This is a genomic window from Frigoribacterium sp. NBH87, from assembly GCF_014217665.1.
Taxonomy (GTDB): domain Bacteria; phylum Actinomycetota; class Actinomycetes; order Actinomycetales; family Microbacteriaceae; genus Frigoribacterium; species Frigoribacterium endophyticum.
The window spans coordinates 3263554-3286675 of sequence record NZ_CP043650.1; the positions used below are offsets into that span (position 1 = coordinate 3263554).

Genomic DNA, 23122 nt, shown 5'->3' on the forward strand with positions numbered 1-23122 from the left:
CGCACCGCGCCTCCCCGGCACCATGGGCGGGTGACCCCCGCACCGACCTCGACCTCCGACCGCGCCGTGGCCCGCTGGGCCGCCTTCTCCGCCGACCCCGCCGGCGGCAACCCCGCCGGGGTCGTGCTCGACGCGCGCGGCCTCACCGATGCGGAGATGCAGGCGACGGCGCTCGCCGTCGGCGACGCCGAGACGGCCTTCGTCGTCGGGCCCGACCTCGACGGCGACGGGCGTCGCCACCGGGTGCGCTACTTCTCGCCCGTGGCGGAGGTGCCCTTCTGCGGCCACGCGACCGTCGCGACGGCGATCGCGCTCGCCGAGCGCGACGGGCCGGGCCGGGTCGTCGTCGAGACCGCCGTGGGCCCGGTGCCCCTCGAGACGACGGTCGAGCCCGACGGGGGAGCGCGGGCGTCGTTCACCTCGCCCGAGCCGCGCGTCGAGCCGCTGGAGCCGGAGGTGCTCGCGCGGCTGCTCGCGGTGCTCGGACTCCGGGGGACGGAGCTCGACGCCTCCCGGCCCGTGCTGGCGGCCTGGGCCGGCAACCTCCACCCCGTGCTGCCCGTCGTCGACCGCGCGGCGTTCGACGGCTTCGTGGTCGACGCGGGTGCGCTCCGGCCGCTGATGGACGAGCAGGGCTGGGCCGGCACGGTCACCGTCGTCCACGAGCTCGGCGTCGACGACGACGGCACCCTCGTGCTGGAGGCCCGCAACCCCTTCCCGGTGGGCACGCTCGTCGAGGACCCGGCCACGGGGTCGGCCGCGGCCGCCCTCGGGGGCTGGCTCCGCGCCTCCGGCAGGGTCGTGCCTCCGGCCAGGGTCCGCGTGCACCAGGGCGCCCACGTGGGGCGGCCCGGGGTGCTCGACGTGCTCGTGCCGGCCACGGGCGGCGTCGTGGTGTCGGGCCGCGGCGTGCGGATCGACGACGGGGCCGCGGGGGCGGGGCCGGCGAGCTAGGCGCCGGTCTCCGTCGGCGCGCCGGTCTCGGTCGCCTCGCCGGTCTCCGTCGGGTCGGCGGGCCCGACTCCCGCGGGGCCGCCGAGCTCGTCGTGGCGCTCGGCCAGGCCGGCGAGGTCGATGTCGAGCAGGTCGCGGAGCCGCTCGTCCCGGCCCTCGTCGTAGCCCGGGGCCGGCGCAGCCGCCCAGCCGATCCGGTCGACGACGGTGCTGCCGACGTCGTCCCACGCACGGGCCCGCGCGGCGTCCACTACGGCCGCGACGAACGCGTCGTCGCGGCCCGCCCGGCCGAGCTCCTTCACCAGTGCCTTGTGGGTCGCCTCGCGGAGGCGGAGGGCGTCGACGTCGTCGACGCGGTAGTCGAACTGGTGCTGTGACTGGCCGTACGAGCGGTGGGTGCGGCGACGGACCCGTCGGAGGCGGCGGGCGCCCTCGAGCTGCTCCTCGGTCAGGCGGTCGATCTCGGCGCGGACGAAGCCGGTGGCGACCTCCTCGTCGAAGGGGAGGCGCTCCTGCAGGGCGCGGCGGATGACCTGGTTGGCGGTCGCGACCACGAGCGAGGCGCGGATGATGAGGAATCCCTCGTCGACGGCCCGCTCGAGCGGGCTCGGGTCGGCTCGGCGCGCGCTCGGTCCGGTCGTCACGGGGCGGGCCTCCTCGGGTGGTCGGCGGACGGGCGGTCGGGCGGCGGTCCGACCGGCGGTCGGGCGGTGGTCGGCGCCCTCCGCGCTCCCGGTCCGTCGACCCTACCCACGGGGCCGCCCAGGCGTCGTCCGTATCGTGGCGCCATGACCGCTCGCGAGCCCGCCCCCGTCAGCACCGTGGCGCCCGACCTGCTGCGGGCGCCGGTGATCAGCCAGCACTGGGGCGGCCTCGCCTTCGCCCACTGGCGTGTCGAGCCCGAGCGCGTGGCGCCGCTGCTGCCGCCGGGCACGCGCCCCGACGTCCACGACGGCTCGACGTGGGTCGGCCTCATCCCGTTCGAGCTCTCGCGCAGCGCCTTCGGCCCGCTGCCGCCGGTGCCGTGGCTCGGCACCTTCCTCGAGACGAACGTGCGGCTCTACTCGGTCGACGACCTCGGTCGCCGCGGGGTGGTCTTCCGCACCCTCGAGGCCGCGAAGCTGCTGCCCGTCGTCACCGCGAACGCGGCGCTCGGCCTGCCCTACCGCTGGGCCTCGATGAGCCGGCGCCGGGTCGGCGGCACGGTCGAGTACGCCTCCCGCCGCCACGGCCCCGGGCCCCGGCCGTCGACGCGGCTCGCCGTCCGCCCCACCGACGAGGAGGTCGTCGGCGACCCGCTGGCGGAGTTCCTCACCGCGCGCTGGGGCATGCACGTCGCCCGCGGCGGCACGACGAGGTACTGGCCGAACACGCACGGGGCCTGGCCGCTCCGACGGGCCGAGCTGATGGACCTCGACGACGAGCTCGTCGCCGACTCCGGGCTGCCCGGGGTCACCGACCGCGCGCCCGACTCCCTGCTCTGGTCGGACGGCGTCGACACCGTCTTCGCGCCTCCCGGAGGCCGGTGGGAGGCGCCCTGACCGTGCCCCGACGCCGAGGGTGCCCGACGGGCGTCGCGCGCGGGTGCGCGGCCCACTACGGTTGCTGGCATGGTTTCCTCACCCGACGACCCGACCGACCTCGCCGCACCCCCCGCGGGAGGGGCGCCGGGAGCCGGGGTCGGCGAGGCCGTGCCGGAGGCGCCCGTCGCGTCGTCGACGGAGGCCCCCGGCCGTGAGGTGCTCGGCTGGCTGGAGTTCGGCGACGCCGCCCGCCACCTGGCCCGCGACGTCGTCGCGGCCGACTTCACGCCCGACGTGATCGTCGCGGTCGCGCGCGGCGGCCTCGTGCTGGCCGGATCGATCGCGTACGCCCTCGACACGAAGATGTGCGGGTCGATCAACGTCGAGTTCTACACGGGCGTCGACGCCCGCCTGCCGGAGCCCGTGCTGCTGCCCCCGACCCTCGACGCCCCGTCGCTCGCCGGCAAGCGCGTGCTCGTCGTCGACGACGTCTCCGACTCCGGCCGCACCCTCGCGCTCGTGCGCGACCTGCTCGCCGAGGTCGCCGACGAGGTCCGCACCGTCTGCCTCTACAGCAAGCCGCAGACCATCCTCGAGCCGGACTTCGTCTGGAAGCGCACGGCGCAGTGGATCACCTTCCCGTGGAGCGCCCTGCCCCCGGTCACCCGCGACGCGACGGTGAGCCGCGAGGCATGAGCATCCACCTGGTCGGCGGCGGCTGGTCGCCCGACGCCCCCGACATCTACGAGCCCTTCGTCGCCGAGGCCGCCGTGCGCGGCGCCGCCCTGGGCCGCGCCGTGCCCCGCGTCGCCGTGCTGGTCGTCGTGGCCGACGGATCGCCCGGCGACGAGTTCGTCACCGGCTGGCCGGCCCTCATCGCGCACGGCGGGCGCTGCGAGGCCGTCGTCACGGTCGTCCAGGCCGGCGCGGCCTTCGACACCCGGGTGCTCAGCGACGTCGACGGCCTCGTCGTCGCGGGCGGCCTCACACCGGCCTACCTCGAGTCGGTCACGCCGCTGATCGACCAGGTGCGGCTGCTCGTCGCCGACGGCCTGCCCTACCTCGGCTTCTCGGCCGGCGCGATGATCGCCGCCGACCGGGCCCTTCTCGGCGGCTGGCTGATCGGCGACGTCGCCGTCTGCCCCGAGGACGCCGCGGAGGGCCTCGGCGAGGTGACCCTGGGCGAGGGGCTCGGGCTCGTCGACCTCGCCATCGACGTGCACGCCGCCCAGTGGGGCACCCTCACGCGCCTCGTCGCGGCGACGGAGGCCGGCCTCGTGCGGGGCGGCGTCGCCATCGACGAGCACACGGCCCTCGTGGTCGGCGAGGGCGCGCTCGCCGTGCTCGGCACGGGCAACGTCTGGCGCGTGGAGCCGCAGACGGACGACGACGGCGAGATCGTCGGCGTCTCGGTCGGCACCCTGGGCGTCGAGTGACGGCTCACCCCCTCCGCGACCTCGTGCACCCGAGCTGGGCGGAGGCGCTCGACCCGGTCGCCGACGAGGTCGCCGACATGGGCGAGTACCTCCGTGCCGAGGTGCGGGCCGGGCGCGGCTACCTGCCCGACGGCGCGCTCGTGCTCCGGGCGTTCACCTACCCGCTCGACGAGGTCCGCGTGCTCGTCGTCGGTCAGGACCCGTACCCGACCCCCGGCCACCCGATCGGCCTGTCGTTCGCGGTCGACCCGCACGTGCGGCCGGTGCCCCGCAGCCTCGCCAACATCTACCGCGAGCTGCACGACGACCTCGGGGTGCCCGTGCCCGCGCACGGCGACCTGACCTCCTGGTCGGAGAACGGCGTCATGCTGCTCAACCGGGTGCTGACCGTCCGGCCCGGCGAGGCGGCGTCGCACCGCGGCAAGGGCTGGGAGCCGGTCACGCAGCGCGCCATCGAGGTGCTCGCGGCCCGCGGCGGCCCGCTCGTCGCGATCCTCTGGGGGCGCGACGCGGCCGGCCTCGTCCCGATGCTCGGCGAGGTGCCCACCGTGCAGTCGCCGCACCCCAGCCCGCTGTCCGCGTCGCGGGGGTTCTTCGGGTCGAGGCCGTTCAGCCGCACGAACGAGCTGCTCGTGCAGCAGGGCGGGCAGCCGGTCGACTGGGCCCTGCCCGCGGAGCCGGCCGCCGCCTCCTGACGGCCTGCCCTGTTGGCGGGCGACCGCGACGTGCCAGAGTGGACGGGTGCTCGAAGAGGAATACCAGACCCGGCGGCGGCTGCCGCGTGAGCTGCGGCCCGCCCCGCTGCCCGAGCCGGCGTTCAGCTTCGAGATCCGCCCCGCCGTCGCGGCCGACCTGCCGTACGTGCGCGAGATCTACAACCACTACGTGCAGAACTCGACGGTCACCTTCGACGAAGAGCCGATGACCCTCGCCGACTGGCGTCGCAAGGCGGGGGTGGCCGCGAAGCTCGGCATGCCGTTCCTCGTCGCGGTGAACCCCGCGGGCGAGGCGCTCGGCTACGCGACCGCGATGCCCTGGGGCGGCAAGGCCGCGTACCGGTACACGGTCGAGAGCTCGATCTACCTCCGCGCCGCGTCGACGGGGAAGGGCCTCGGTCGCGCCCTGCTGGAGGCGCTGGTCGAGGCCTGCCGCGAGGCCGGCATCCGCGAGATGGTCGCCGTGATCGCCGACAAGAACGCCGAGGCGTCGATCCGGCTGCACGAGTCGCTCGGCTTCACCGAGGTCGGCCGCATGGGCCGCGTCGGCTTCAAGTTCGGCCGCTGGCTCGGCACGGTGACGATGCAGAAGTCGCTGAAGAAGCGGCGCCGCGGCAAGTAGGGCTGGGGCTGCCGTTGCTGCCGCTGTAGCTGCCGCCGCTCGGCTCGGGTCGGGCTCTGGTCGGGCTCGGGCTCGTGCTCGTGCTCTCGAATTTGAGAGTGATCGGCGCGGGTCGGCCGCAGACGCGGGGCGTCCTGGTCGCTCGAGGACGGATGTCCCTCGCATTGCGGAGCGGGACGTGCGGCGGGCGCCGGGCCCGGCGCCTCAGGCGACGACGCGGCGCAGCAGCTGCTCGGTGGCGGCGGCGTCGCCCGGCTCGCCGCGCCAGAGCATGCGCACGATGAGGCCGTCGACGGCGAGCGAGACGACCGGCAGCCGCTCGGCGGGGACGCCGACCCGGGCGAGCACGTGCTCGAGCGACGAGTACCAGGCCTCGGCGTCGTCGTGCAGGCCCGGGTCGCGCACGGCCTGCAGCAGCATCTCGTACTGGGCGACCGCGGCGGCCCGCTCGACGACGGCGTAGCGCACCAGCGTCTCGGCGAGGTCGCCCAGCGTGGGCTGCTCGAGCTCGTCGAGGGAGCGGGTCCAGGTCGCGGTCGCGTGCCGGAGGGCGCTCCGCAGCATGTCGTCCCGCGACGAGAAGTAGTAGGTCGCGGCCGCGAGCGGCAGGCCCGCCGCCGTGGCGACCGCCCGGTGGGTGACGGCGGACGGGCCGCCGGCCTCGAGGACGGTCAGGACCCCGGCGAGCAGGGCGCGCCTCCTCGCCTCGCCCTTCGGCGTCAGGGAGGCGTCTCCGCGAGGGCCGACCCCGGGGGAGTCGCGGGTCGGCTCGTCGGCCGTGCCGGCCCGCTGCTCGCCGGTCCGGGTCACGCGGCGGCCTCGTGCCGGCCGCCGAGCTCCAGCATGGTGACGCCGCCGATCACGAGCACGATGCCGCCGAGCTGCAGGAGCGTCAGCGGCTCGTGGAAGACCAGCCAGCTGATCAGCGCGACGAGCACGACGCCGATGCCGGCCCAGACGGCGTAGGCGATGCCGAGCGGCACGCCCCGTCCGAGCGACTGCGAGAGCATCGCGAAGGCGAAGACGTAGCCCACGACGACGACGGCGTACTGCCACCAGCGCGCGTCGGGCCCGCTGGTGACCTTGAGGAAGCTGGTGGCGACGACCTCGCCGACGATGGCTAGGGAGAGGAAGAGGTAGCCCATGGTGGTGACTCCGAGCCGTGCGACGATCCCGCCGAGCCGTGTGCGTCAGGCGAGGGAGCACGAGTGAGACGAATGTACCAGAAAAGGTCGTCGGTGGCTCGGCTGTCGCGGGAGGGGACGCGGTGAATCGCGGCGTGGCGTGGCGTGACGTGGCGTGGCGTGGCGCGGCTCGGTCGGCCGGAGCGCGGGCACGGCGGAGCACCGCCGCCCCGGAGGGCGACGGTGCTCCGCCGTCGGCGGGGGCCGGTCAGCGACGAGCCTCCCGGCGACGCGCGGCGACCAGCAGGGCGAGGCCGGCCAGGAGGGCCAGCAGGGCTCCGGCGAGCGTCGCGGCTCCGTCGACGCCCGTGTAGGCGAGGGCGGACGTCGCGGCGGCGGCCGTGGTGGTGGAGGCGCCGGTCGCGGCGAGGGCCTCACGACCCGCCGCCGAGGTGGTCGCCGCTGCCGTGACACCGCCGGTGGCGGTGGTCACGGCGGCCGGGCCGACGGGCTCGTCGGTCGTGGCCGGGGTGGTGGGCAGGACCGGGGTGCCGGGGTCGACCGGGGTGGTCGGGTCCGTCGGCGTGGTGGGGTCGACCGGGGTGGTGGGGTCGACGGGCGTGGTGGGGTCGACCGGGGTGGTCGGCGTCACCGGGGTGGTGGGGACGACGGGCGTGCCCCCGTCCGTGTCGCTGTCGCCGATGACGGAGACCGCGGCGCCGCCGACGGTGATCGGCACGCCGATCACGGGCACGACCTGGGTGCCGCCGAGGACGCCGTCGTCACCGCTGGTGACCGGGCCGGTGCCGGTGCCCGTGGTGGGCGTGGTGCCGGTGGTGGTGTCGGTGCTGCTGCTGTCGCCGATGACGGAGACCGCGGCGCCGCCGACGGTGATCGGCAGGCCGATCACGGGCACGACCTGGGTGCCGCCGAGGACGCCGTCGTCACCGCTGGTGGCGGCGCCGGTGGTGGTGCCGGCGCCGGTGCCCGTGGTGGGCGTGGTGCCGGTGGTGGTGCCGGTGCTGTTGCTGTCGCCGATGACGGAGACGGCCGTGCCGCCGACGGTGACGGGCAGGCCGATCACGGGCGCGACCTGGGTGCCGCCGAGGACGCCGTCGTCGCCGCTGGTCGCGGCGCCGGTCGCGGGGGTGGTGCCCGTGCCGGTGCCGGTGCCGGTGCCGGTGGTGGGCGTGGTGCCGGTGGTGGTGTCGGTGCTGTTGCTGTCGCCGATGGCGGAGACGGCCGTGCCGCCGACGGTGACGGGCAGACCCACGACCGGGATCACCTGGGTGCCGCCGAGGACGCCGTCGTCGCCGCTGGTCGCGGCGCCGGTCGCGGGGGTGGTGCCCGTGCCGGTGATGGGCGTGGTGCCGGTGGTGGTGTCGGTGCTGCTGCTGTCGCCGATGACGGAGACCGCGGTGCCGCCGACGGTCACCGGCAGGCCGACGACCGGGATCACCTGGGTGCCGCCGAGGACGCTCTCGTCGCCGCTCGTCGTGCTGCCCGAGCCCGTGCCGGCGGTGGGCGCGGAGCCCGTCGCAGGCGTCGTGCCGCTGCCCGTGTCGGCACCGGTGCTCGAGCTGTCGCCCAGCACCGAGACGGCGGTGCCGCCCACGGTCACGGGTACGTCGAGGTCGATCAGCGCCTGGGTGCCGCCGAGGACGCCGTCGTCACCGCTGGTCTCGGGGGCCGACGACGCCGACCCCGTCGGGCCCGCGGCGGGCGCCGTGGTCGTGCCGCCGGTGCTGCTGCTGTCGCCGAGCACCGAGACGGCGGTGCCGCCCACGGTGACCGGCAGGTCGAGGTCGACGAGCGCCTGGCTGCCGCCGCCGATCGAGTCGTCGCCGCTGGTCTGGGCGGGTGCGGGAGCGGGTGCCGGGGCAGGTGCCACCGGCACCGTCGGGGCGGTGGCCGGTGCCGCCGCGCTCGTCGCGTCGCCGACCACGCTGACTGCGGTGTCGGTCACGGTGACCGGCACGTCGACCGACACGATGCCCTGCGTGCCCGACAGCAGCCCGGCGTCGCCGCTGGTCGTCGTGACCGGCGCGGCAGCGGGTGCGGCGGGAGCGGCCGGAGCCGGAGCCGGAGCCGCGGCAGCAGGCGCCGCAGCGGCAGGCGCGGCCGGGGCCGGGGCCGACGACGTCGCGTCGCCGACCACGCTGACGGCGGTGCCGAGGGCCGAGACCGGGGCCTCGACCACCGCGGCGACCTGGGTGCCCGAGAGCAGCCCGTCGTCTCCGCCGGTGAGGGTGTCCGCCTGGGCGGCGGTGGTTCCGAGGGCGCACAGGCCCCCGACGAAGAGCGCTCCGAGGAGCCCTCTCGAGACGTGCTTGTTCATGGTCTTCTCCGTACGGGTGAGGTGTGGGCGCCGCGCGGGGCGGCGAGGGTCGCGTGTGTCGCTCGGCAGGCGGTGCCTGCGGCGGCGGGTCCGCATCCTGCTCAGCAGGAGCGGCCGCGGCGTGGGCGGGAGCCCACGAGCGACGCGACCGACCTCAGTCGGGGGAGCTGTCGGTGTCGTGCACGGGCGACGACGGGAGGTCGTCGTCGCCGTCGGAGGAGCCCGCCGTGATCGTCAGGGCGGGGAGCTGGGAGGCGCGGGTCGCGTCGGCCACGACGGCCCCGCCCGCGGCGCCCGCGCCGGCGCCCTGCGAGCCCTGGCCCGAGCCGGAGGGCAGGGCGGGCTGGCCGTCGTCGGACGGGCCGGGGAGCGGCGCGGGAGCGGGGGCGAGGGGCAGGTCGGAGGCGCGGGTCGGGTCACCGGCGGAAGCGCGGTCGCCCGCCTGCGCCGCCACGATCGCGGCCCGGAGCGCGGTGCCCGCGTCGACCGCGACGACGTCGGCGGCCTCGGGCGACAGCGACGCCGTCGCGGCCGGGTCGCCCGCGGCGAGGCCGGCGACGGGGGAGGCTGCGACGGGGGAGCCGGTGCCGAGCACGTCGCCCACGGTGGCGGTCGCCGTCGGACCCGCGTCGACCCCGACGCCCGCGCCCGGCGTGACGGGCAGGGCGGGGACGGTCGGCAGGGCGGGCACGAGCGGCGCGAGCACGTCGGCGGGAGCCGGGGCGGCCGCGGCGTCGGCGACCGTGTTGACGGCGGCATCGGCGACGGCGGCGACGGGGGCCACGACGGTCGCCACGGGCGCGGGGCCCGTGACGGCCTGCGCGACCGGGACGGCCGCGACGACGCGGTCGACGGTCTGCGCCACGGGGGCGACGACGCTGCTGACGGGGGCGGCGGCCGCGACCTGCTGCACGACCTGGGGCGCCACGGGGGCGACGGCCTGCACGACGCGCTGGACCGGCGGCGCGACCGCGGTGACCTGGGTGGCGACCTGCGTCGCTGTCGACACCGCGCCTCCGGCCGTCTGCGCCACCGCCGCGACGGGGGCGTCGAGCGAGCCCGTCACGCCCCCGAGGGCCTGCGTCGTCCCGCCGAGCAGCGAGGGCGACGGCACGGTCTCGGCCGAGGCCGACCGCGGTGCGAGGGCGAGCGCGAGGACGACGAAGGCCAGCGCGAGGAGGCCGGAGAGGACCAGGAGGCGCACGAGCGAGAGCGCGGCGGGTCGCCGCGTCGTCGTCTCGGCCGTCTGATCCACGGCGCACCGCCTTCGGTCGCTTCGTCGAGTCGCCGGCTGGTGAGGGCCGGCCGCGGGGTGGTTGATCCCGCGTGCCGACATTTCTACGCCGTCGTCCCCCGCTCGTCAACGAAGGATGCTCAGATGTACCCCGCATTCCCGCCGCGGCATGGTCGTAGGCTCGGGACGATGTTCGAACTCCACCACCTCAGCGCCCACGAGCAGTGGGACTGGCTGCGCCGCGGCGAGGTCACGCCCCGAGAGCTCGCCGACCACTACCTGGCCAGGATCGAGCGGCTCGACCCGCAGGTGCGCGCCTTCGTCACGGTGACGCCGGACGCCGCCCGGAGCCGCGCCGACGAACTCGCGGCCGCGGGCCGCAGCGCGGCGCCGCTCTGGGGCCTGCCGCTCGCCGACAAGGACCTCTACGACCGGGCCGGGGTGCCCACCCGCTCCGGCTCGCGGCTCACGGCGTCGACGCCCGCGGCCCGCGACGGCGAGATCGCCGCCGTGCTGTCGGAGGCCGGGGCCGTCAGCCTCGGCAAGACGAGCACGCCCGAGTACGGCCTCACCGGCTACACCGAGCCGCTCGCGGGCCCGGTCACGCGCAACCCGTGGGGGCTCGGCACGGGTGCCGAGCTCGGGGCGGGCGGGTCGAGCGGCGGCGCCGCGGCCGCGGTCGCCGCCGGGCTGCTGCCGTTCGCTCCCGGCAGCGACGGGGGCGGATCGATCCGCATCCCCGCCGCGGCGAACGGGCTCGTCGGCCTCAAGCCGTCACGCGGTCGCGTGCCGGCGCAGTCCGGCCTGTCGAGCCTCGGCGGCCTCTCGGTGGGCGGCCCGATCGCCCGCACCGTGGCCGACGCGGCCCTGCTGCTCGACGCGATGGTCTCGCCCGACGGCCGGCCGCCCCGGGTCGACACCGCGCTGCGCGCGCCCGACTCACCCGACGGGGCCTGGCTGGGGTCGGCGGTGCGCGGCGAGGGCCGCCACCAGCTCGGGGTGCTGACGGCCAGCCCGTGGGACGACGCCTACGACGTCCGGGTCGACCCGCGCCTCCTCGCCGTCCTCAGCGAGACCGTCGACCTCCTGGCCACGATGGGGCACGGGGTCGAGGAGGCCTCGCTGCCGTCCTCTCGGTACCCGCAGCTCTTCCGCACCCTCTGGCAGGCGGGCGCCGCGGGCATCCCGGCCGAGACCGACGACGACTTCGCCCGGCTCGAGCCGATGACGGCCTGGCTCGTGCGGCGCGGCCGCGAGATCGGCGCCCGCGAGCTCGGGGCGACCCTCGCCGGGCTCACCGACTTCGAGCGGAGCGTGGTGCGGGCCTTCGACCGGTTCGACGCGGTCGTCACGCCCTCGCTCGCCCTGCTGCCGCAGCCGCTCGGCTGGTACGACGCCGACGACCCCGAGCGCGCGTTCGAGCAGCAGTGCCTCGTCTCGCCCTTCACCTCCTTCGTCAACGTGGCGGGACTGCCCGCGATCACGCTGCCGGTGGGCGAGGTCGACGGCCTGCCGGCGGGCGTGCAGCTGATCGGGCGCCCCGGCCGGGAGGACGTGCTGCTGAGCATCGGCGCACAGCTCGAGCGGCGGCTGCGCTGGCAGCGGAGGCACCCCTCCGTCTGGTGATCGACGCACGAGGTGACCCGAGCTGGGCCCTCGAGCACGTCGAGGGCCCAGGTCGGGTCACCTCGATCGCGCTGTGCCGTGCCGTGCCCGCCGAGCACGTGCCCGCCGAGCACGTGCCCGCCGAGCACGCGCCGACGCCGCTCAGTCGATCGTCGGCACCGACGCGATCAGCGACCGGGTGTACTCGTGCTGCGGCCGCCGCAGCACGTCGTCGGTCGCGCCCTGCTCGACGACCCGCCCGTCGCGCAGCACGGCCACCCGGTCGGCGAGGTGCTGCACGAGGCCGATGTCGTGCGAGACCAGCAGCAGGCTGAGGCCGAGGTCGGCGCGCAGCTCGCGCAGCAGCTCGATGATCTGCGCGCGGACGGTCACGTCGAGGGCGCTCATCGGCTCGTCGCCGACCAGCAGCCGCGGGCGGTGCACGACGGCCCGCGCGAGCGCGATGCGCTGGCGCTGACCGCCGCTGAACTCGTGCGGCCACCGCTCGGCGTCGGCGGCGTCGAGGCCGACGCGCTCGAGCACCTCGGCCACGAGCGCGCGGTGGTCGCCCGCCACGTGCAGGTGCCGCAGCGGCTCGGCCACCGTGTCTCCGACGCGCATCCGCGGGTCGAGCGAGCTGTACGGGTCCTGCAGCACGACGCCGGTCTGTCGCCGGAACCAGCGCAGCTGCGCCGCGCGGCCGGGCTCGACCGGTCGCCCGTCGAAGGTGACCGTGCCGTCCGTCGGGCGGTCGAGGGCCAGCAGGAGGCGCACGAGCGTCGACTTGCCGGAGCCCGACTCGCCGATCAGGGCCACGCTCTCGCCCGGCCCCACGTCGAGGTCGGCGTCGACGAGCGCGTGCCGTACCGGGCCCGGCTGGAACGGCGACCGACGCGGCAGCCGGAAGGTGCGCGTGAGGCCCCGGCCGCTGAGCAGGGGCGACGCGGTCGGCCCGGACGCTCCGCGAGCGGCGTCCGTGCTCCCGGCGGCGTCCGCCGTGCCCGCGCTGCCCGCCGCGCCCGTCGGCCCCGTCACGACGCCCTCCACGTGGTGGCGCGGGTCGCGGCCACGAGCCCGCGCGTCACGGGGTGCTCGGGGGCGTGCAGGAGGCGCGTGACCGGCCCGCTCTCGACCGCGCGCCCTCGCGACAGGACCACCGCCTCCTCGGCCACCTGCGCCAGCACGGCGAGGTCGTGGGTCACGAAGAGCAGCGACGCCCCCCGCTCGTCGACCAGGCGGCGGAAGAGCCGCAGGACCTCGGCCTGGGTCGTGACGTCGAGCGCGGTCGTCGGCTCGTCGGCGAGCAGCACGGCGGGCCGGGTGATGAGCGCGGTGGCGATGACGACCCGCTGCCGCTGGCCGCCGGAGAGCTGGTGGGGGTACCTGTCGACGATGCGGTCCGGTTCGGGCAGCCCGACCTCGGCGGCCGCCTCGACGGCGCGGCGGCGGGCCTCGCGGCGGGTCACCGTGCCGTGCAGGCGGAGCGGCTCGGCGATCTGCCGCCCCACCGTCATGACGGGGTCGAGGGCCGTGCGCGGGTCCTGGAAGACGGTGCCGACCACGGCGCCGCGCACGCGGGCCAGCTCGCGCTCGGGCAGGCCGAGCAGCTCGCGCCCGTCGAGGCGCACGCTGCCGGCCACGCGCGCGGAGCGGGGCAGCAGGCCCAGCACGGCGAGGGTGGTCAGCGACTTGCCCGACCCCGACTCGCCGATCAGCCCGAGCCGCGCGCCGTCGTCGAGCCGGAGGGAGAGGTCGTCGACGACGGCCCGGTCGCCGATGGTCACGGTCAGGTGGTCGATCTCGAGCGTCACGAGGTCACCTCCGGGGCGGGGGAGCGGGCGGGGTCGGCAGGGTCGGACGGGCGAGGGCGGTCCACGCCGCCTGAGCGGCTCGCACGGCCCGTGCCGGAGGGCCGGTCGCGGAGGCGCGGGTCGGCCGCGTCGCGGACGGCGTCGCCGAGCAGGTTGAGGGCGAGCACGGTGAGCGTGATCGCGAGCCCCGGCCAGACGACCGTCCAGGGGTGCACGCCGAGGAACTTCTGGAGGTCCGCGAGGAGTCGCCCCCACGACGCGGTCTCGGCCGAGGCGCCGTAGCCGAGGAAGGAGAGCCCCGCCTCCGCGAGCACGCTGGTCGCCATGGCGAGCGACAGCTGCACGACGAACACCGGGGCGATGTTCGGCAGCACGTGGCGGCGGAGGACGGCCGCGGTGCCCGCGCCGGAGGCCCGGGCCGCCGCGACGTAGTCCTCGCGGACCACGCGGCGGATCTCCGCGCGCGACACGCGCGCGATCGTGACCCCGTAGCCCACGCCGGTCGCCACGACGACGACCGCGAGCGAGCCGCCGAACGCCGCCGCGAGGGCCATCGCCACGAGGATCGTGGGGAAGGCGACGAGCACGTCGATGAGCACGGCCGTCGCCTCGCGGACGGGCCGGGCGGTGAGCGAGCCGAGCGCCGCCAGGGCCAGGCCGACGAGCACCGCGACCACGCCGGCCGAGACCGCGACGACGACGGTCGTGCCGGTCGCCGCGAGGACGTAGCTCGCGATGTCGCGGCCGACGCCGTCGGTGCCGAAGAGGTGGGCGCCCGACGGGGGCAGCCAGGCGGAGTACGGGTCGGTCGTGAAGGGGTCGAGCGGCGTCCAGACCCGGCTCACCAGCGCGCCGACGAGCAGCAGGGCGAGCCAGCCGGCCGCGGCGGCGCCGGCGGGGCGGCGGAGGAGGGCGCCGAGCGCGCTGCGCCGCCTCACGCCTCCTGCTCCCGGAGGCGCGGGTCGAGCCGGCGGTGCACGACGTCGACGACGAGCCCGACGAGCAGCACGAGGGCCGTCAGGGTCATCAGCTCGCCCTGCACCTTGGTGAGGTCTCGCCGGCCCACGTCGCTCACCAGCATGCGGCCGAGGCCGGGGAGGGAGAAGAGCTGCTCGACGACGACCGCGCCGACGACCAGGCCCGCGACCTGGAGGCCGAGCACGCTGACGACGCTGAGCAGCACGTTCGGCAGTCCGTGGCGGAGCAGGGCCCGCGTGGTGGTCATGCCCTTCGCGGCCGCGGCCCGCACGTAGTCCTCGTCGAGGGCGCCGACGACGGCGGAGCGGGTGAAGCGGAACAGCACAGCGCCCTCGACGAGGCCGATCGTGACGGCCGGCAGCACGAGCGAGCGCAGGGCCCGGCCGGGCTCCTCCCAGCCGTCGACGGGGAACCCCTGGGTCGGCAGCACCCTCAGGGTGACCCCGAAGAGCGCGATGAGCAGCATGCCGGCCCAGACGACCGGCACCGCGGCGAGCAGCTGCGCGACGACGCCGAGCACGGTGCCCGACGGGCGGTGGTGACGGATCGCGGCCACGACCCCGAGGGGCACGCCGACGGCCAGCCCGACGACGAGCGACATCCCCGCGAGGGGCAGGGTCACGCCCAGCTTCTCAGCGACCTCGTCAGCGACCGGGGTGCCCGTCACGAGCGACTCCCCGAGGTCGAGGCGCAGCAGGCCGCCGGCCCAGTCGAGGTACTGGACGACGAAGGGCTGGTCGAGGCCGAGGGAGGCGCGGATCGCGGCCACCTGCGCGGGGCTGCCGGTCGTGCCCGCGATCGACTGCGCCACGTCGCCGGGCAGGAGGCGCAGGGTGACGAAGATCAGCACGCTGGCGACGGCGAGGCCCAGCGCGAAGAGCGCGACCCGGCCGAGCAGGAACCTCGTCACTCGGTCGTGGCCAGCTCGGAGAGGTCGAGGCGGGTGCTGGTCGACGTGGTCGGGAAGCCGGTGACGCCGTCGCGGATCGCCGTCAGCGTCGTGGAGGTGTAGAGCCACTCGGCCGGGGCGTCCTCCGACACGATGGCCGCGGCGTCGCTCAGGGCCTGCGCGGCGACGGCCGGGTCGGTGGCGGCCAGCGACTGCTCCCAGAGCGCCTGCACCGGGGCGCTGTCGTAGCCCCAGTAGTAGTCGGGGTCGGCCCAGTTGCCGAAGTCGTGCGTCTCGGCGTGGTCGACCATGCTCAGCTGGAAGTCGCGCGGGCCGCCGTCGGCGGGGGCCGTGTAGACGTCGTCGAGCCACGTCGTGAAGTCGACCTGCTCGACCGTCAGGGTGATGCCGACGGCGGCCAGCTGGGTGGTCAGCACGTCGCCGATCGCGGCCGGGTAGAAGTTCGCGTACTCGAGGGTGAGGTCGAGGCCGTCGGCGTGCCCGGCCTCGGCGAGGAGCGCCTCCGCCGCCTCGGGGTCGTAGGCGTCGACCGACGTCAGGTCGGCGTAGCCCGGGTCGAGCTCGGGGATCGGCCCGCCCTGGTCGACGGCCGAGCCGCCGACCGCGGTGATGATCGCGTCGTTGTCGATCGCCATCCGGATCGCCTTGCGCACCCGCACGTCGGTGAAGGGCTCGACGGCGTTGTTGAAGGCGAGCGTGTACTTGTCGGTCGTCTTCCCCTGCTCGAGGCTGACGCCGTCGACGCCCTCGAGCTGCGACGAGAGGGTGGCGTCGACGGCGGTCTGCACGTCGAGGTCGCCGGAGAGCGTGGCGTTGATCGCGGCCGACGGGTCGGTCACGTAGCGGAACACGACGGCCTCGACGCTCGCCGGGGTGCCCCAGTAGCCGTCGGCGCGCTCGAGGCGGAGGTTGTCGCCCTGCGTCCAGCTGGCGACCGTGTAGGGGCCCGTGCCGTTCGCGGTGGTCGACGGGTCGTTCGTGGCGGCCTGCTCGAGCACGAGGCCCGCGCGGCCGGTCAGGGCGAAGAGCAGCGCCGAGTCGGGGCGCGACAGCGTGAGCACGACGGTGTCGTCGGCGGGGGCGGAGATCGACGAGACGGCGGCCAGGTCGGCGTGCCCGGCGAGCGTCTCGTCGGTGCGCACCTGCTCGAGCGACCAGACCACGTCGGACGCGGTCATGGCCGCGCCGTCGTGGAAGGCCACGCCGTCGTGCAGGGTGAACGTGTACGTGAGGCCGTCGTCGCTGATCGTGTGCTCCGAGGCGAGCACGTCGACGACGTCGTTCTCCTCGGTGCGGCCGACGAGGCCCTGGTAGACGTTGTCGATCAGGACCTGGTCGAGCGCGACGCCGTCGGTGTGGCGGATGTCGAGGTCGCTCGGCTCGAGCACGAGGCCGACCGTCACGGTGGCGTCGGCGTCGGGCGAGCCGGAGCCGTCGGAGCCTCCCGAGGTGCAGCCGGCCACGAGGGCGACGACGAGGGCGGAGGAGGCGGCGGCGGCGAGGAGGCGGCGGGAGCGCATGGGGGAGGAGTGGCCTTTCGGAGCGGTGCGGATCGGCGCGCCGTCGCTCGTCGCGACCTGCGCACCCCGGGTGCAGGACGTCCTCCGTCGCTGCCGGACGATGGATCTCGGCTGGCGCTCCGTCGCTGCTGGACGGGCGCCGCCCCTCTGCCCCCGGGTCGCTGCTGGACCGAGGGCTCCCGCGAATCTACTACACCCCTGGGAACCCGCCGCGGGTGTCCGCGGAGAGTGGCGGCTTAGGTGAGCCTCACCTATATTGAGGGGGACATGTTCTTCGACGACCCGAACCCGCCGCTGCCGCACGACGCGATCCGCGTCCTCTTCGCCGGCGACGCCTCCTCGCTCCCCGCCCTCCGCGAGATGCTCGCCAGCCTGCCGATCTGCGCCCGTGGCCAGGTGTTCGTCGAGGTCGGCTCCGCCGCCGAGGTGGAAGAGCTGGCATCGCCCGGCCGCGTCACCGTGACCTGGCTGGCCCGTGACCGCCGCTCCGGCGCCCCCGGCTCGGGTCGCTCCTGCGCCCCCGGCGAGGCGCTCGACCGGGCCGTCCGCGCCTGGCTCGCCGAGATGTACGTCGACGCCGCCGACCTCGCGGCCGGCGAGCACCTCATCTGGATCGGGGGCCCCGCCTCCTTCGCCTACGACCTCCGCCACGACCTGCGTGCCGTGCACGCGGCCGACCACGGCGCCGCCGCGACGCTCTGACGTGAGCCTCGCCGTCACGGCCCCGTCGGCCGCCCCCGTCGCGCGCCCCGCGCACCGTCCCTACCGGGTCCGCGTCGCCGCGGTCACGAGCCTCAGCCCGTCGTTCACGCGCCTCACCTTCACGGCGCCCGACCTGGCCGACTTCGGCACGGACGGCCTCGACCAGCGCATCAAGGTCGTGTTGCCCCTGCCGGGCACCGGCTTCGACGACTTCCCGGTCGACGACTGGTGGGGCGCCTGGCGCGCCCTGCCGGCCCACCGGCAGAACCCCTTCCGCACCTACACGGCCCGGGCCGTCCGCCCCGAGGCCCGCGAGGTCGACGTCGACTTCGTCGTGCACGACGACGGCGGCCCGGCGGGCACCTGGCTCAGCACGGTGGCCGTCGGCGACGAGGCGATGCTGGTCGGCCCCGACGCGACGAGCGGCGTGCACGGCAGCGGCGTCGAGTGGTCGCCGGGGGAGGCCCGCACCGTGATGATCGCGGGCGACGAGACCGCGGCCCCCGCCATCTGCTCCATCGTCGAGCAGCTGCCGGCGGACGCCCGCGGCTGCGTCTTCGTCGAGGTGCCGACGGCCGCCGACGCGCTGCCCCTCGTCGCGCCGGCCGGCGTCGACGTGCACTGGCTGCCCCGCGAGGGCCACGCCGGCACGGCCGCCCACCAGGGCCACGGCGGCCGCCTGGTGGAGGCGGTGCGCGGCTGGACGGCCCGGTACGTCACCGCCCGCCACCACGGGGTCCCCGTCGAGGAGGTCGACATCGAGCACGACGTGCTCTGGGACGTCCCTCAGGGCCACGCCCCGCACGGGGCGTCGCTCGACGGCGACCTCTACGCCTGGCTCGCCGGCGAGGCCGGGGCGATCAAGGCCCTCCGCCGCTTCCTCGTCAGCGAGGTCGGCGTGGACCGCCGCCAGGTCGCGTTCATGGGGTACTGGCGGCTGGGCAAGGCCGAGGGCTAGCAGCCCCCGGCCCCGCCGCGACCGGTCAGACCTCGGAGGGCAGTCCGACGATCGCCGACGTGCGGTCCCACAGGGCCTCGGCCAGCAGGTCGTCCTTCGCCTGGCGCGTGCGCAGGCCGTCGGGCTTGAGCTGGTCGAAGTACGTGCCGCTCGGCACGCCGATCGTGCTCGGCCCGGCGAGCTGGATGAGCGGCAGGGCCCCGGCCTTCGCCGAGATGCCGTAGTTGCCGTTGCTCAGCACGTTGGCCATGCGCCACATCGGCGACGTCTGGCCGAAGCCGGTCTTGACGATCCCCGGGTGGAACGAGAACGCCTCGAGGCCGGTGCGGCGGGCGAGCTCCCGCACGAAGAGGATGGTCTCGATCTTGCTCGTGCCGTACTGGCGCCAGCCGCCGAGCCAGGGGCGCTTCGTCCAGTTCAGGTCGTCGAGGCGCACGTGGCCGAACAGGTTCGCGACGCTGGCGGTCGACACGACCCGGCCGCCGCTCTCCTGCAGCCGCGGCAGCAGGAGCCGGGTCAGCAGGAAGGGCGCGAGGTGGTTCGACTGGAGGATGCGTTCGTGGCCGTCGCTCGTCAGCTCGTGGTCGCTCACCAGGCCGCCCGCGTTGTTCGCGAGGACGTCGATCGTCGGGTAGCGGTCGAGGAGGCGGTCGGCCAGCGAGCGGACGTCGTCCAGCCGGTCGAAGTCCGCCAGGAAGGCCGTGCCGCCGACCTGGTCGGCGACGGCCTGGGTGCGCTCAGCGTTGCGACCGACCACGGCCACGTCGGCCCCTCCGCTCGCCAGGGCGATCGCCGCCTCCTTGCCGATCCCGGAGCTGGCTCCGGTGATGATCACGGTGCGGGTCATCGGTAACCGCCTTCCTCGAGGCCGGCCTCGATCTCGAACCTGTTCGTCAGCGGGTCGCTGCCGGCCAGGGCGTACAGGAACGGCATCAGCATGCCGTACTTCTTCCACTGCGCGACGTGCCGCGCCTCGTGCCGCAGCACGGCGGGCCCGTCGTTGTCGCGGGTCAGGTACACGCGGCCGACGCAGGTGCCGCCGCGCTTGAACGCCCAGCGGGGCAGGCCGCGGCAGACGATGAGGTCGCCCACGACTCGGACCTTGCCGACGCTGAGCGGCACGCCGACGGCGAGGCCGACCGCGGTCGCCCAGGCGCAGCCCGCCCGCGAGATCGGCGAGTCGACGAGGGGGTTGATCACGGACGACCGTAGGCGTCGAGCAGGCGCAGCCAGATCTCGCTGACCGTCGGGTACGACGGCACGGCGTGCCAGAGGCGGTCGATCGGCACCTCGCCGACGACGGCGACCGTGGCGGCGTGCAGCAGGTCGCTCACGTCGGGGCCGACGAAGGTCGCCCCGACGATGACCTTCCGGGCCTCGTCGACGACGATGCGGGCCTGGCCCTCGTACGAGTCGGAGTGGATCGCCGAGCCCGCGACGGCGGCGAGGTCGTAGTCGACGACGCGCACGTCGAGGCCGCGCTTCTGCGCCGCGTCGGCGGTGAGGCCGACGCTCGCGACCTCGGGGTCGGTGAACGTGACCTGCGGCACGGCGGCGTCGTCGGCCGTGGCCACGTGCGCGCCCCAGGGCTCGGTCGCCAGCTCGCGGCCGAGGGCGCGGGCGGCGATCACCTCGCCGGCGGCGCGGGCCTGGTACTTGCCCTGGTGGGTGAGCAGCGCCCGGCCGTTGACGTCGCCGACGCCGTAGAGCCAGTCGGTGCCCTTGACGAGCAGGGTGTCGTCGACGTCGAGCCACGTGCCGGCCTCGACCCCGACGGACTCGAGGCCCAGGTCGGAGGTGCGGGGAACGCGCCCGGTCGCGACGAGGATCTCGTCGGCGATGACGACGGAGCCGTCGTCGAGCGTGACCTCGACGGTGTCGTGCTCGGTGCGGCTGACCTGCACGGGCGAGGTGCCCTCGCGCACGTCGACGCCCATCGCCCGGAGGCTCTTCCCGACGAGCTCGCCGGCGAACGGCTCCTGCCCGCCGAGCAGGCCGCTGCGCGCGACGAGGGTGACCGTGGAGCCGAGCTGCTGGTAGGCCGTGGCCATCTCGGCCGCGACGACGCCGCCTCCGACGACGACGAGGCTCTGCGGGACGCTCTTCGCGCTCGTGGCCTCGCGGCTCGTCCAGGGGCGGGCATCGGCCAGCCCCGGCACGTCCGGGAGGAGGGCGGACGAACCGGTGACGGCGGCGACCGCGTGGCGTGCCGTGTACACGGTGTCGCCGACGGTGACCTCCTTGACGCCCGTGATGGTCGCGTGGCCGCGGATCAGGTCGATGCCGGCGCCCTCGACCCACTCGGCCTGGCTCGAGTCGTCCCAGTTCGAGGTGAAGGAGTCGCGGCGGCGCAGCACCGCGGCGACGTCGACCTCTCCCGTGACGGCCTGGGCGGCCCCGTCGACGGCCCGCGCGGCCCGGAGGACGGCGGTGGAGCGCAGCAGCGCCTTCGAGGGCATGCAGGCCCAGTAGGAGCACTCGCCGCCGACGAGCTCCGCCTCGACGAGGGCGACCTTCAAGCCGCTCCGGGTCGCGTAGTCCGCCACGTTCTCGCCGACAGCGCCGGCGCCGATCACGATGAGGTCATAAGTCGTCATGGGGAGAACCTAGTCCCGGGCCCCCGGGTGGTCACCCAGCCGACGCGCGTCGCGGACATGTCCGTTCCGTGAGTGGTTCCTGAGGAGGAGGTGGGAGGCGCGGGTACAGCCGTCCCGGGACGCGTACTTTCTGACCCATCGCGCAGACAGCGCTCATTGAGGAGGTCACCATGGGACTCGACGACAAGATCAAGAACGCCGCTCAGGACATCGCCGGCAAGGCCAAGGAAGCTCTCGGAGACCACAAGGGCGACGAGAGCCTCAAGGCCGAGGGTCAGAAGGACCAGACCAGCGCCTCCGCCAAGAAGGTCGGCGAGGACGTCAAGGACGTCTTCAAGTAGGCCGATCCGCCTCGTTCTCGGGCCCGCTTCCCCCTCGGGGAGGCGGGCCCTCGACGTTCCCGGGGTCCCGGCCGCGTCGGGGCTGACGCGGCCGTCGGCCGTCGTGCCCGCGAGAAGGCTCCCGAGGGGGGAGTCAGCGGCCGGTGAACTCCGCGTCCGTGCGGGCCAGGAACGCCTCGTGACCGATCCGGGCGTCGTCCGTCCGCATCAGGCGCACGAGCTCCGGCTGCAGCTGCGACTCCGCCGCGCGGTCGCCCTCGCGGACGGCGAGCCGGGCGTTCGCGAGCGTCGCCTGCACGGCGAGCGGTGCCTGCGCGGCGATCCGCCGGGCGAGCTCGAGCCCCCGGCCGAGCGCCTCCGCGCGCGGGAGCACCTCCTGCACGAGACCGATGCGGAGCGCCTCGGCGGCGTCGAGGAGGTCGCCGGTGAGCATCCAGCGCATCGCGTCGCCCCAGCCGACGCGGCGGGGCAGCCGGACGGTGGCGCCGCCGAAGGGCAGGATCGCCCGGCTCACCTCGATCTGCCCGAAGCGCGCGTCGTCCGCGGCGACGACGACGTCGCTCGCGAGGGCCAGCTCGACGCCGAGCGTCAGGCAGGTGCCCTGCACGACCGCGACGACCGGCTTCGACAGCTGGCGTCCCTCCACCTGCCAGGGGTGCAGGCCGCCCTCGGGCACGACGTCGAGGCCGTCGGGGCCGACGGCGGGGGCCACGTCGGCGAGGTCGAGCCCCGCCGTGAAGTGGTCGCCGTGGGCGTGCAGCAGTCCGACCCTCAGCTCGGGGTCGCGGTCGAGCAGGCCGTAGGCCAGGCTCAGCTCGCGGAGCAGGCGCAGGTCGGCGGCGTTGCGCTTCTCGGGGCGGTCGAGGCCGATCAGCAGCACGTGGCCGTCGCGGACGACGCTGACCCGCGGCCGCTCGCCCCCGTCGCTCATCGCGACAGCGCTCCGACGACGCGGAGGATGGTGCCCATGTCGTCCGACGCGTGCGTGGCGTCGACCGGCGCGAAGCCGCAGAGGCCCGCGCCGACGAGGGTGAAGCGCTGCTTCAGCGCGGTCAGCGTCTCGATGAGCACGCTCGGCTCGAGGCCGAACGGCTGGGGGTCGAGCAGCCCGGTGAGGGCCGAGGGGTCGAGCACGTCGAGGTCGACGTGGAGGTAGACCTCCGTGGCGCCCGTCTCGGCGACGGCGTCCACGACGTCCTGCGGGGAGAGGTCGAGCGACGACACCGAGCGGATGCGGCGGCTCTCGAGGTGGACGTCCTCGGCGTCGTCGATGGAGCGGACGCCGGCGAGGACGACGCGCCCCGCGTCGACAGCCTCCGGAGCGGGCCCCGAGGAGAAGGTCGGGAAGTCGTCGCCGCCGTCGATCAGCGTGCGGAGCACCATGCCGCTGAAGGCCCCGCTCTCGCTGCTGCGCGGGCTGTGCAGGTCGGGGTGGGCGTCGAACCACACGACGGCCGTCTGCGGGGTGACGGCGTGCCGGACGGCCGCCAGCTCGACGCCGCAGTCGCCGCCGACCACCAGGGCGGGGGAGTCGTCGCTCCGCAGCTCGTCGGCGACGGCCTCGGCGGCGGCGAGCACGGACGACAGCCGGTGCACACCCGTGCCCAGTGAGTCGCCGGCGCCCACGGGCACCTCGACGAGGGCGGTGGCGCTCGGGGGGAGGTCGGCCAGCACGGCGTAGGCGCCGTCGGCGAGCCTCATGGCCCGCGACGACGGCGAGCCCTGCCACTGGGGGACCACGACGAACCTCACG

At 75.8% G+C, this 23122-nt stretch carries 25 protein-coding genes; 10 read left to right on the forward strand and 15 right to left on the reverse strand.

Going from position 1 to position 23122, the window contains the following annotated elements:
• Window positions 1-30 precede the first annotated feature (30 nt).
• Window positions 31-954 carry a PhzF family phenazine biosynthesis protein gene (locus tag F1C15_RS15200; RefSeq protein ID WP_255465343.1) on the forward strand — a complete coding sequence of 308 codons (924 nt, stop codon included), beginning with the start codon at window positions 31-33 and terminating at the stop codon, window positions 952-954.
• Here the strand turns inward: F1C15_RS15200 and F1C15_RS15205 are convergent.
• Window positions 951-1598, reverse strand: coding sequence for a hypothetical protein (locus F1C15_RS15205; protein WP_185232191.1), 648 nt, complete (start codon window positions 1596-1598; stop codon window positions 951-953). The two genes, F1C15_RS15200 and F1C15_RS15205, sit on opposite strands and share 4 nt — an antisense overlap.
• Window positions 1599-1742: 144 nt before the next feature.
• On the opposite strand from F1C15_RS15205, the gene F1C15_RS15210 reads away from it, so the two are divergent.
• From F1C15_RS15210 to F1C15_RS15230, 5 genes are all read left to right on the forward strand, one after another.
• Window positions 1743-2495 carry a YqjF family protein gene (locus F1C15_RS15210; RefSeq protein WP_185232193.1) on the forward strand — a complete coding sequence of 251 codons (753 nt, stop codon included), beginning with the start codon at window positions 1743-1745 and terminating at the stop codon, window positions 2493-2495.
• 69 nt (window positions 2496-2564) lie between these two features.
• Complete coding sequence (locus F1C15_RS15215; RefSeq protein WP_082514309.1) at window positions 2565-3173, forward strand: phosphoribosyltransferase; 609 nt, start codon at window positions 2565-2567, stop codon at window positions 3171-3173.
• Entirely contained in the window at window positions 3170-3913 is a 744-nt protein-coding gene (locus tag F1C15_RS15220; RefSeq protein ID WP_082514310.1) for a Type 1 glutamine amidotransferase-like domain-containing protein, read from the forward strand. The genes F1C15_RS15215 and F1C15_RS15220 overlap by 4 nt, the downstream gene beginning before the upstream one ends.
• Window positions 3910-4608: a uracil-DNA glycosylase gene (locus F1C15_RS15225; RefSeq protein ID WP_185232195.1), complete on the forward strand. Its 699-nt coding sequence runs from the start codon at window positions 3910-3912 to the stop codon at window positions 4606-4608. The genes F1C15_RS15220 and F1C15_RS15225 overlap by 4 nt, the downstream gene beginning before the upstream one ends.
• A 46-nt stretch (window positions 4609-4654) precedes the next feature.
• On the forward strand, window positions 4655-5251 hold the full coding sequence (locus F1C15_RS15230) for a GNAT family N-acetyltransferase (protein WP_056053824.1): 597 nt from the start codon (window positions 4655-4657) through the stop codon (window positions 5249-5251).
• Window positions 5252-5455: 204 nt separating this feature from the next.
• Here the strand turns inward: F1C15_RS15230 and F1C15_RS15235 are convergent, their stop codons facing one another.
• From F1C15_RS15235 to F1C15_RS15250, 4 genes are all read right to left on the reverse strand, one after another.
• Entirely contained in the window at window positions 5456-6061 is a 606-nt protein-coding gene (locus tag F1C15_RS15235; RefSeq protein WP_185232197.1) for a TetR/AcrR family transcriptional regulator, read from the reverse strand.
• A complete protein-coding gene (locus F1C15_RS15240) occupies window positions 6058-6396 on the reverse strand; it encodes a multidrug efflux SMR transporter (protein WP_056053831.1) in 339 nt (112 codons plus the stop codon). The genes F1C15_RS15235 and F1C15_RS15240 overlap by 4 nt, the downstream gene beginning before the upstream one ends.
• A gap of 247 nt (window positions 6397-6643) precedes the next feature.
• Window positions 6644-8713, reverse strand: a complete 2070-nt coding sequence (locus F1C15_RS15245) for a cell wall anchor protein (protein ID WP_185232199.1) — start codon at window positions 8711-8713, stop codon at window positions 6644-6646.
• Between the two features lie 154 nt (window positions 8714-8867).
• Window positions 8868-9968, reverse strand: coding sequence for a hypothetical protein (locus tag F1C15_RS15250; RefSeq protein WP_185232201.1), 1101 nt, complete (start codon window positions 9966-9968; stop codon window positions 8868-8870).
• Window positions 9969-10136: 168 nt separating this feature from the next.
• On the opposite strand from F1C15_RS15250, the gene F1C15_RS15255 reads away from it, so the two are divergent.
• On the forward strand, window positions 10137-11573 hold the full coding sequence (locus F1C15_RS15255; RefSeq protein ID WP_185232203.1) for an amidase: 1437 nt from the start codon (window positions 10137-10139) through the stop codon (window positions 11571-11573).
• A 141-nt stretch (window positions 11574-11714) separates the two neighbouring features.
• Here F1C15_RS15255 and F1C15_RS15260 read toward each other — a convergent pair whose 3' ends face one another.
• The 5 genes from F1C15_RS15260 to F1C15_RS15280 form a co-directional block, all read right to left on the reverse strand.
• Window positions 11715-12452 carry an ABC transporter ATP-binding protein gene (locus F1C15_RS15260; RefSeq protein ID WP_185234435.1) on the reverse strand — a complete coding sequence of 246 codons (738 nt, stop codon included), beginning with the start codon at window positions 12450-12452 and terminating at the stop codon, window positions 11715-11717.
• A gap of 131 nt (window positions 12453-12583) precedes the next feature.
• Window positions 12584-13363: an ABC transporter ATP-binding protein gene (locus F1C15_RS15265; RefSeq protein WP_185232205.1), complete on the reverse strand. Its 780-nt coding sequence runs from the start codon at window positions 13361-13363 to the stop codon at window positions 12584-12586.
• Window positions 13360-14301 carry an ABC transporter permease gene (locus tag F1C15_RS15270; protein ID WP_185232207.1) on the reverse strand — a complete coding sequence of 314 codons (942 nt, stop codon included), beginning with the start codon at window positions 14299-14301 and terminating at the stop codon, window positions 13360-13362. The genes F1C15_RS15265 and F1C15_RS15270 overlap by 4 nt, the downstream gene beginning before the upstream one ends.
• Complete coding sequence (locus F1C15_RS15275) at window positions 14298-15251, reverse strand: ABC transporter permease (RefSeq protein WP_185232209.1); 954 nt, start codon at window positions 15249-15251, stop codon at window positions 14298-14300. Before F1C15_RS15275 ends, F1C15_RS15270 begins: the two co-directional genes overlap by 4 nt.
• Entirely contained in the window at window positions 15248-16771 is a 1524-nt protein-coding gene (locus F1C15_RS15280) for an ABC transporter substrate-binding protein (protein WP_056053856.1), read from the reverse strand. Before F1C15_RS15280 ends, F1C15_RS15275 begins: the two co-directional genes overlap by 4 nt.
• Window positions 16772-17038: 267 nt before the next feature.
• Between F1C15_RS15280 and F1C15_RS15285 the strand changes: the two genes are divergently transcribed.
• Both F1C15_RS15285 and F1C15_RS15290 read left to right on the forward strand, forming a co-directional pair.
• Window positions 17039-17473: a siderophore-interacting protein gene (locus tag F1C15_RS15285; protein WP_056053871.1), complete on the forward strand. Its 435-nt coding sequence runs from the start codon at window positions 17039-17041 to the stop codon at window positions 17471-17473.
• Window position 17474: 1 nt separating this feature from the next.
• Window positions 17475-18431, forward strand: coding sequence for a siderophore-interacting protein (locus tag F1C15_RS15290; protein WP_185232211.1), 957 nt, complete (start codon window positions 17475-17477; stop codon window positions 18429-18431).
• Window positions 18432-18456: 25 nt separating this feature from the next.
• Here the strand turns inward: F1C15_RS15290 and F1C15_RS15295 are convergent, their stop codons facing one another.
• Genes F1C15_RS15295 through F1C15_RS15305 form a run of 3 tightly spaced genes read right to left on the reverse strand, consistent with a single transcriptional unit; the run spans window position 18457 to window position 21028 of the window.
• Complete coding sequence (locus F1C15_RS15295; protein ID WP_185232213.1) at window positions 18457-19278, reverse strand: SDR family NAD(P)-dependent oxidoreductase; 822 nt, start codon at window positions 19276-19278, stop codon at window positions 18457-18459.
• A complete protein-coding gene (locus F1C15_RS15300) occupies window positions 19275-19631 on the reverse strand; it encodes a Fe-S oxidoreductase (RefSeq protein ID WP_255465346.1) in 357 nt (118 codons plus the stop codon). The genes F1C15_RS15295 and F1C15_RS15300 overlap by 4 nt, the downstream gene beginning before the upstream one ends.
• Window positions 19628-21028: an NAD(P)/FAD-dependent oxidoreductase gene (locus F1C15_RS15305; protein WP_185232215.1), complete on the reverse strand. Its 1401-nt coding sequence runs from the start codon at window positions 21026-21028 to the stop codon at window positions 19628-19630. Before F1C15_RS15305 ends, F1C15_RS15300 begins: the two co-directional genes overlap by 4 nt.
• 170 nt (window positions 21029-21198) lie before the next feature.
• Here F1C15_RS15305 and F1C15_RS15310 point away from each other — a divergent pair, with 170 nt between their 5' ends.
• Window positions 21199-21369: a CsbD family protein gene (locus F1C15_RS15310; protein ID WP_167258932.1), complete on the forward strand. Its 171-nt coding sequence runs from the start codon at window positions 21199-21201 to the stop codon at window positions 21367-21369.
• A 133-nt stretch (window positions 21370-21502) separates the two neighbouring features.
• Here F1C15_RS15310 and F1C15_RS15315 read toward each other — a convergent pair whose 3' ends face one another.
• Both F1C15_RS15315 and F1C15_RS15320 read right to left on the reverse strand, forming a co-directional pair.
• Window positions 21503-22300 (reverse strand): crotonase/enoyl-CoA hydratase family protein, encoded by a 798-nt coding sequence (locus F1C15_RS15315; protein WP_185232217.1) that lies wholly within the window; start codon window positions 22298-22300, stop codon window positions 21503-21505.
• Window positions 22297-23121, reverse strand: a complete 825-nt coding sequence (locus F1C15_RS15320) for an arginase family protein (RefSeq protein WP_370543602.1) — start codon at window positions 23119-23121, stop codon at window positions 22297-22299. Before F1C15_RS15320 ends, F1C15_RS15315 begins: the two co-directional genes overlap by 4 nt.
• Between the last annotated feature and the right edge of the window lies 1 nt (window position 23122).

Excerpts from the sequence above, each read along its gene's own strand:
- F1C15_RS15305 (WP_185232215.1), bottom strand. The coding sequence starts at position 21,028 with ATGACGACTTATGACCTCATCGTGATCGGCGCCGGCGCTGTCGGCGAG.
- F1C15_RS15280 (WP_056053856.1), bottom strand. The coding sequence starts at position 16,771 with ATGCGCTCCCGCCGCCTCCTCGCCGCCGCCGCCTCCTCCGCCCTCGTC.
- F1C15_RS15285 (WP_056053871.1), top strand. The coding sequence starts at position 17,039 with ATGTTCTTCGACGACCCGAACCCGCCGCTGCCGCACGACGCGATCCGC.
- F1C15_RS15240 (WP_056053831.1), bottom strand. The coding sequence starts at position 6,396 with ATGGGCTACCTCTTCCTCTCCCTAGCCATCGTCGGCGAGGTCGTCGCC.
- F1C15_RS15295 (WP_185232213.1), bottom strand. The coding sequence starts at position 19,278 with ATGACCCGCACCGTGATCATCACCGGAGCCAGCTCCGGGATCGGCAAG.
- F1C15_RS15210 (WP_185232193.1), top strand. The coding sequence starts at position 1,743 with ATGACCGCTCGCGAGCCCGCCCCCGTCAGCACCGTGGCGCCCGACCTG.
- F1C15_RS15245 (WP_185232199.1), bottom strand. The coding sequence starts at position 8,713 with ATGAACAAGCACGTCTCGAGAGGGCTCCTCGGAGCGCTCTTCGTCGGG.
- F1C15_RS15310 (WP_167258932.1), top strand. The coding sequence starts at position 21,199 with ATGGGACTCGACGACAAGATCAAGAACGCCGCTCAGGACATCGCCGGC.
- F1C15_RS15220 (WP_082514310.1), top strand. The coding sequence starts at position 3,170 with ATGAGCATCCACCTGGTCGGCGGCGGCTGGTCGCCCGACGCCCCCGAC.
- F1C15_RS15215 (WP_082514309.1), top strand. The coding sequence starts at position 2,565 with ATGGTTTCCTCACCCGACGACCCGACCGACCTCGCCGCACCCCCCGCG.
- F1C15_RS15255 (WP_185232203.1), top strand. The coding sequence starts at position 10,137 with ATGTTCGAACTCCACCACCTCAGCGCCCACGAGCAGTGGGACTGGCTG.
- F1C15_RS15315 (WP_185232217.1), bottom strand. The coding sequence starts at position 22,300 with ATGAGCGACGGGGGCGAGCGGCCGCGGGTCAGCGTCGTCCGCGACGGC.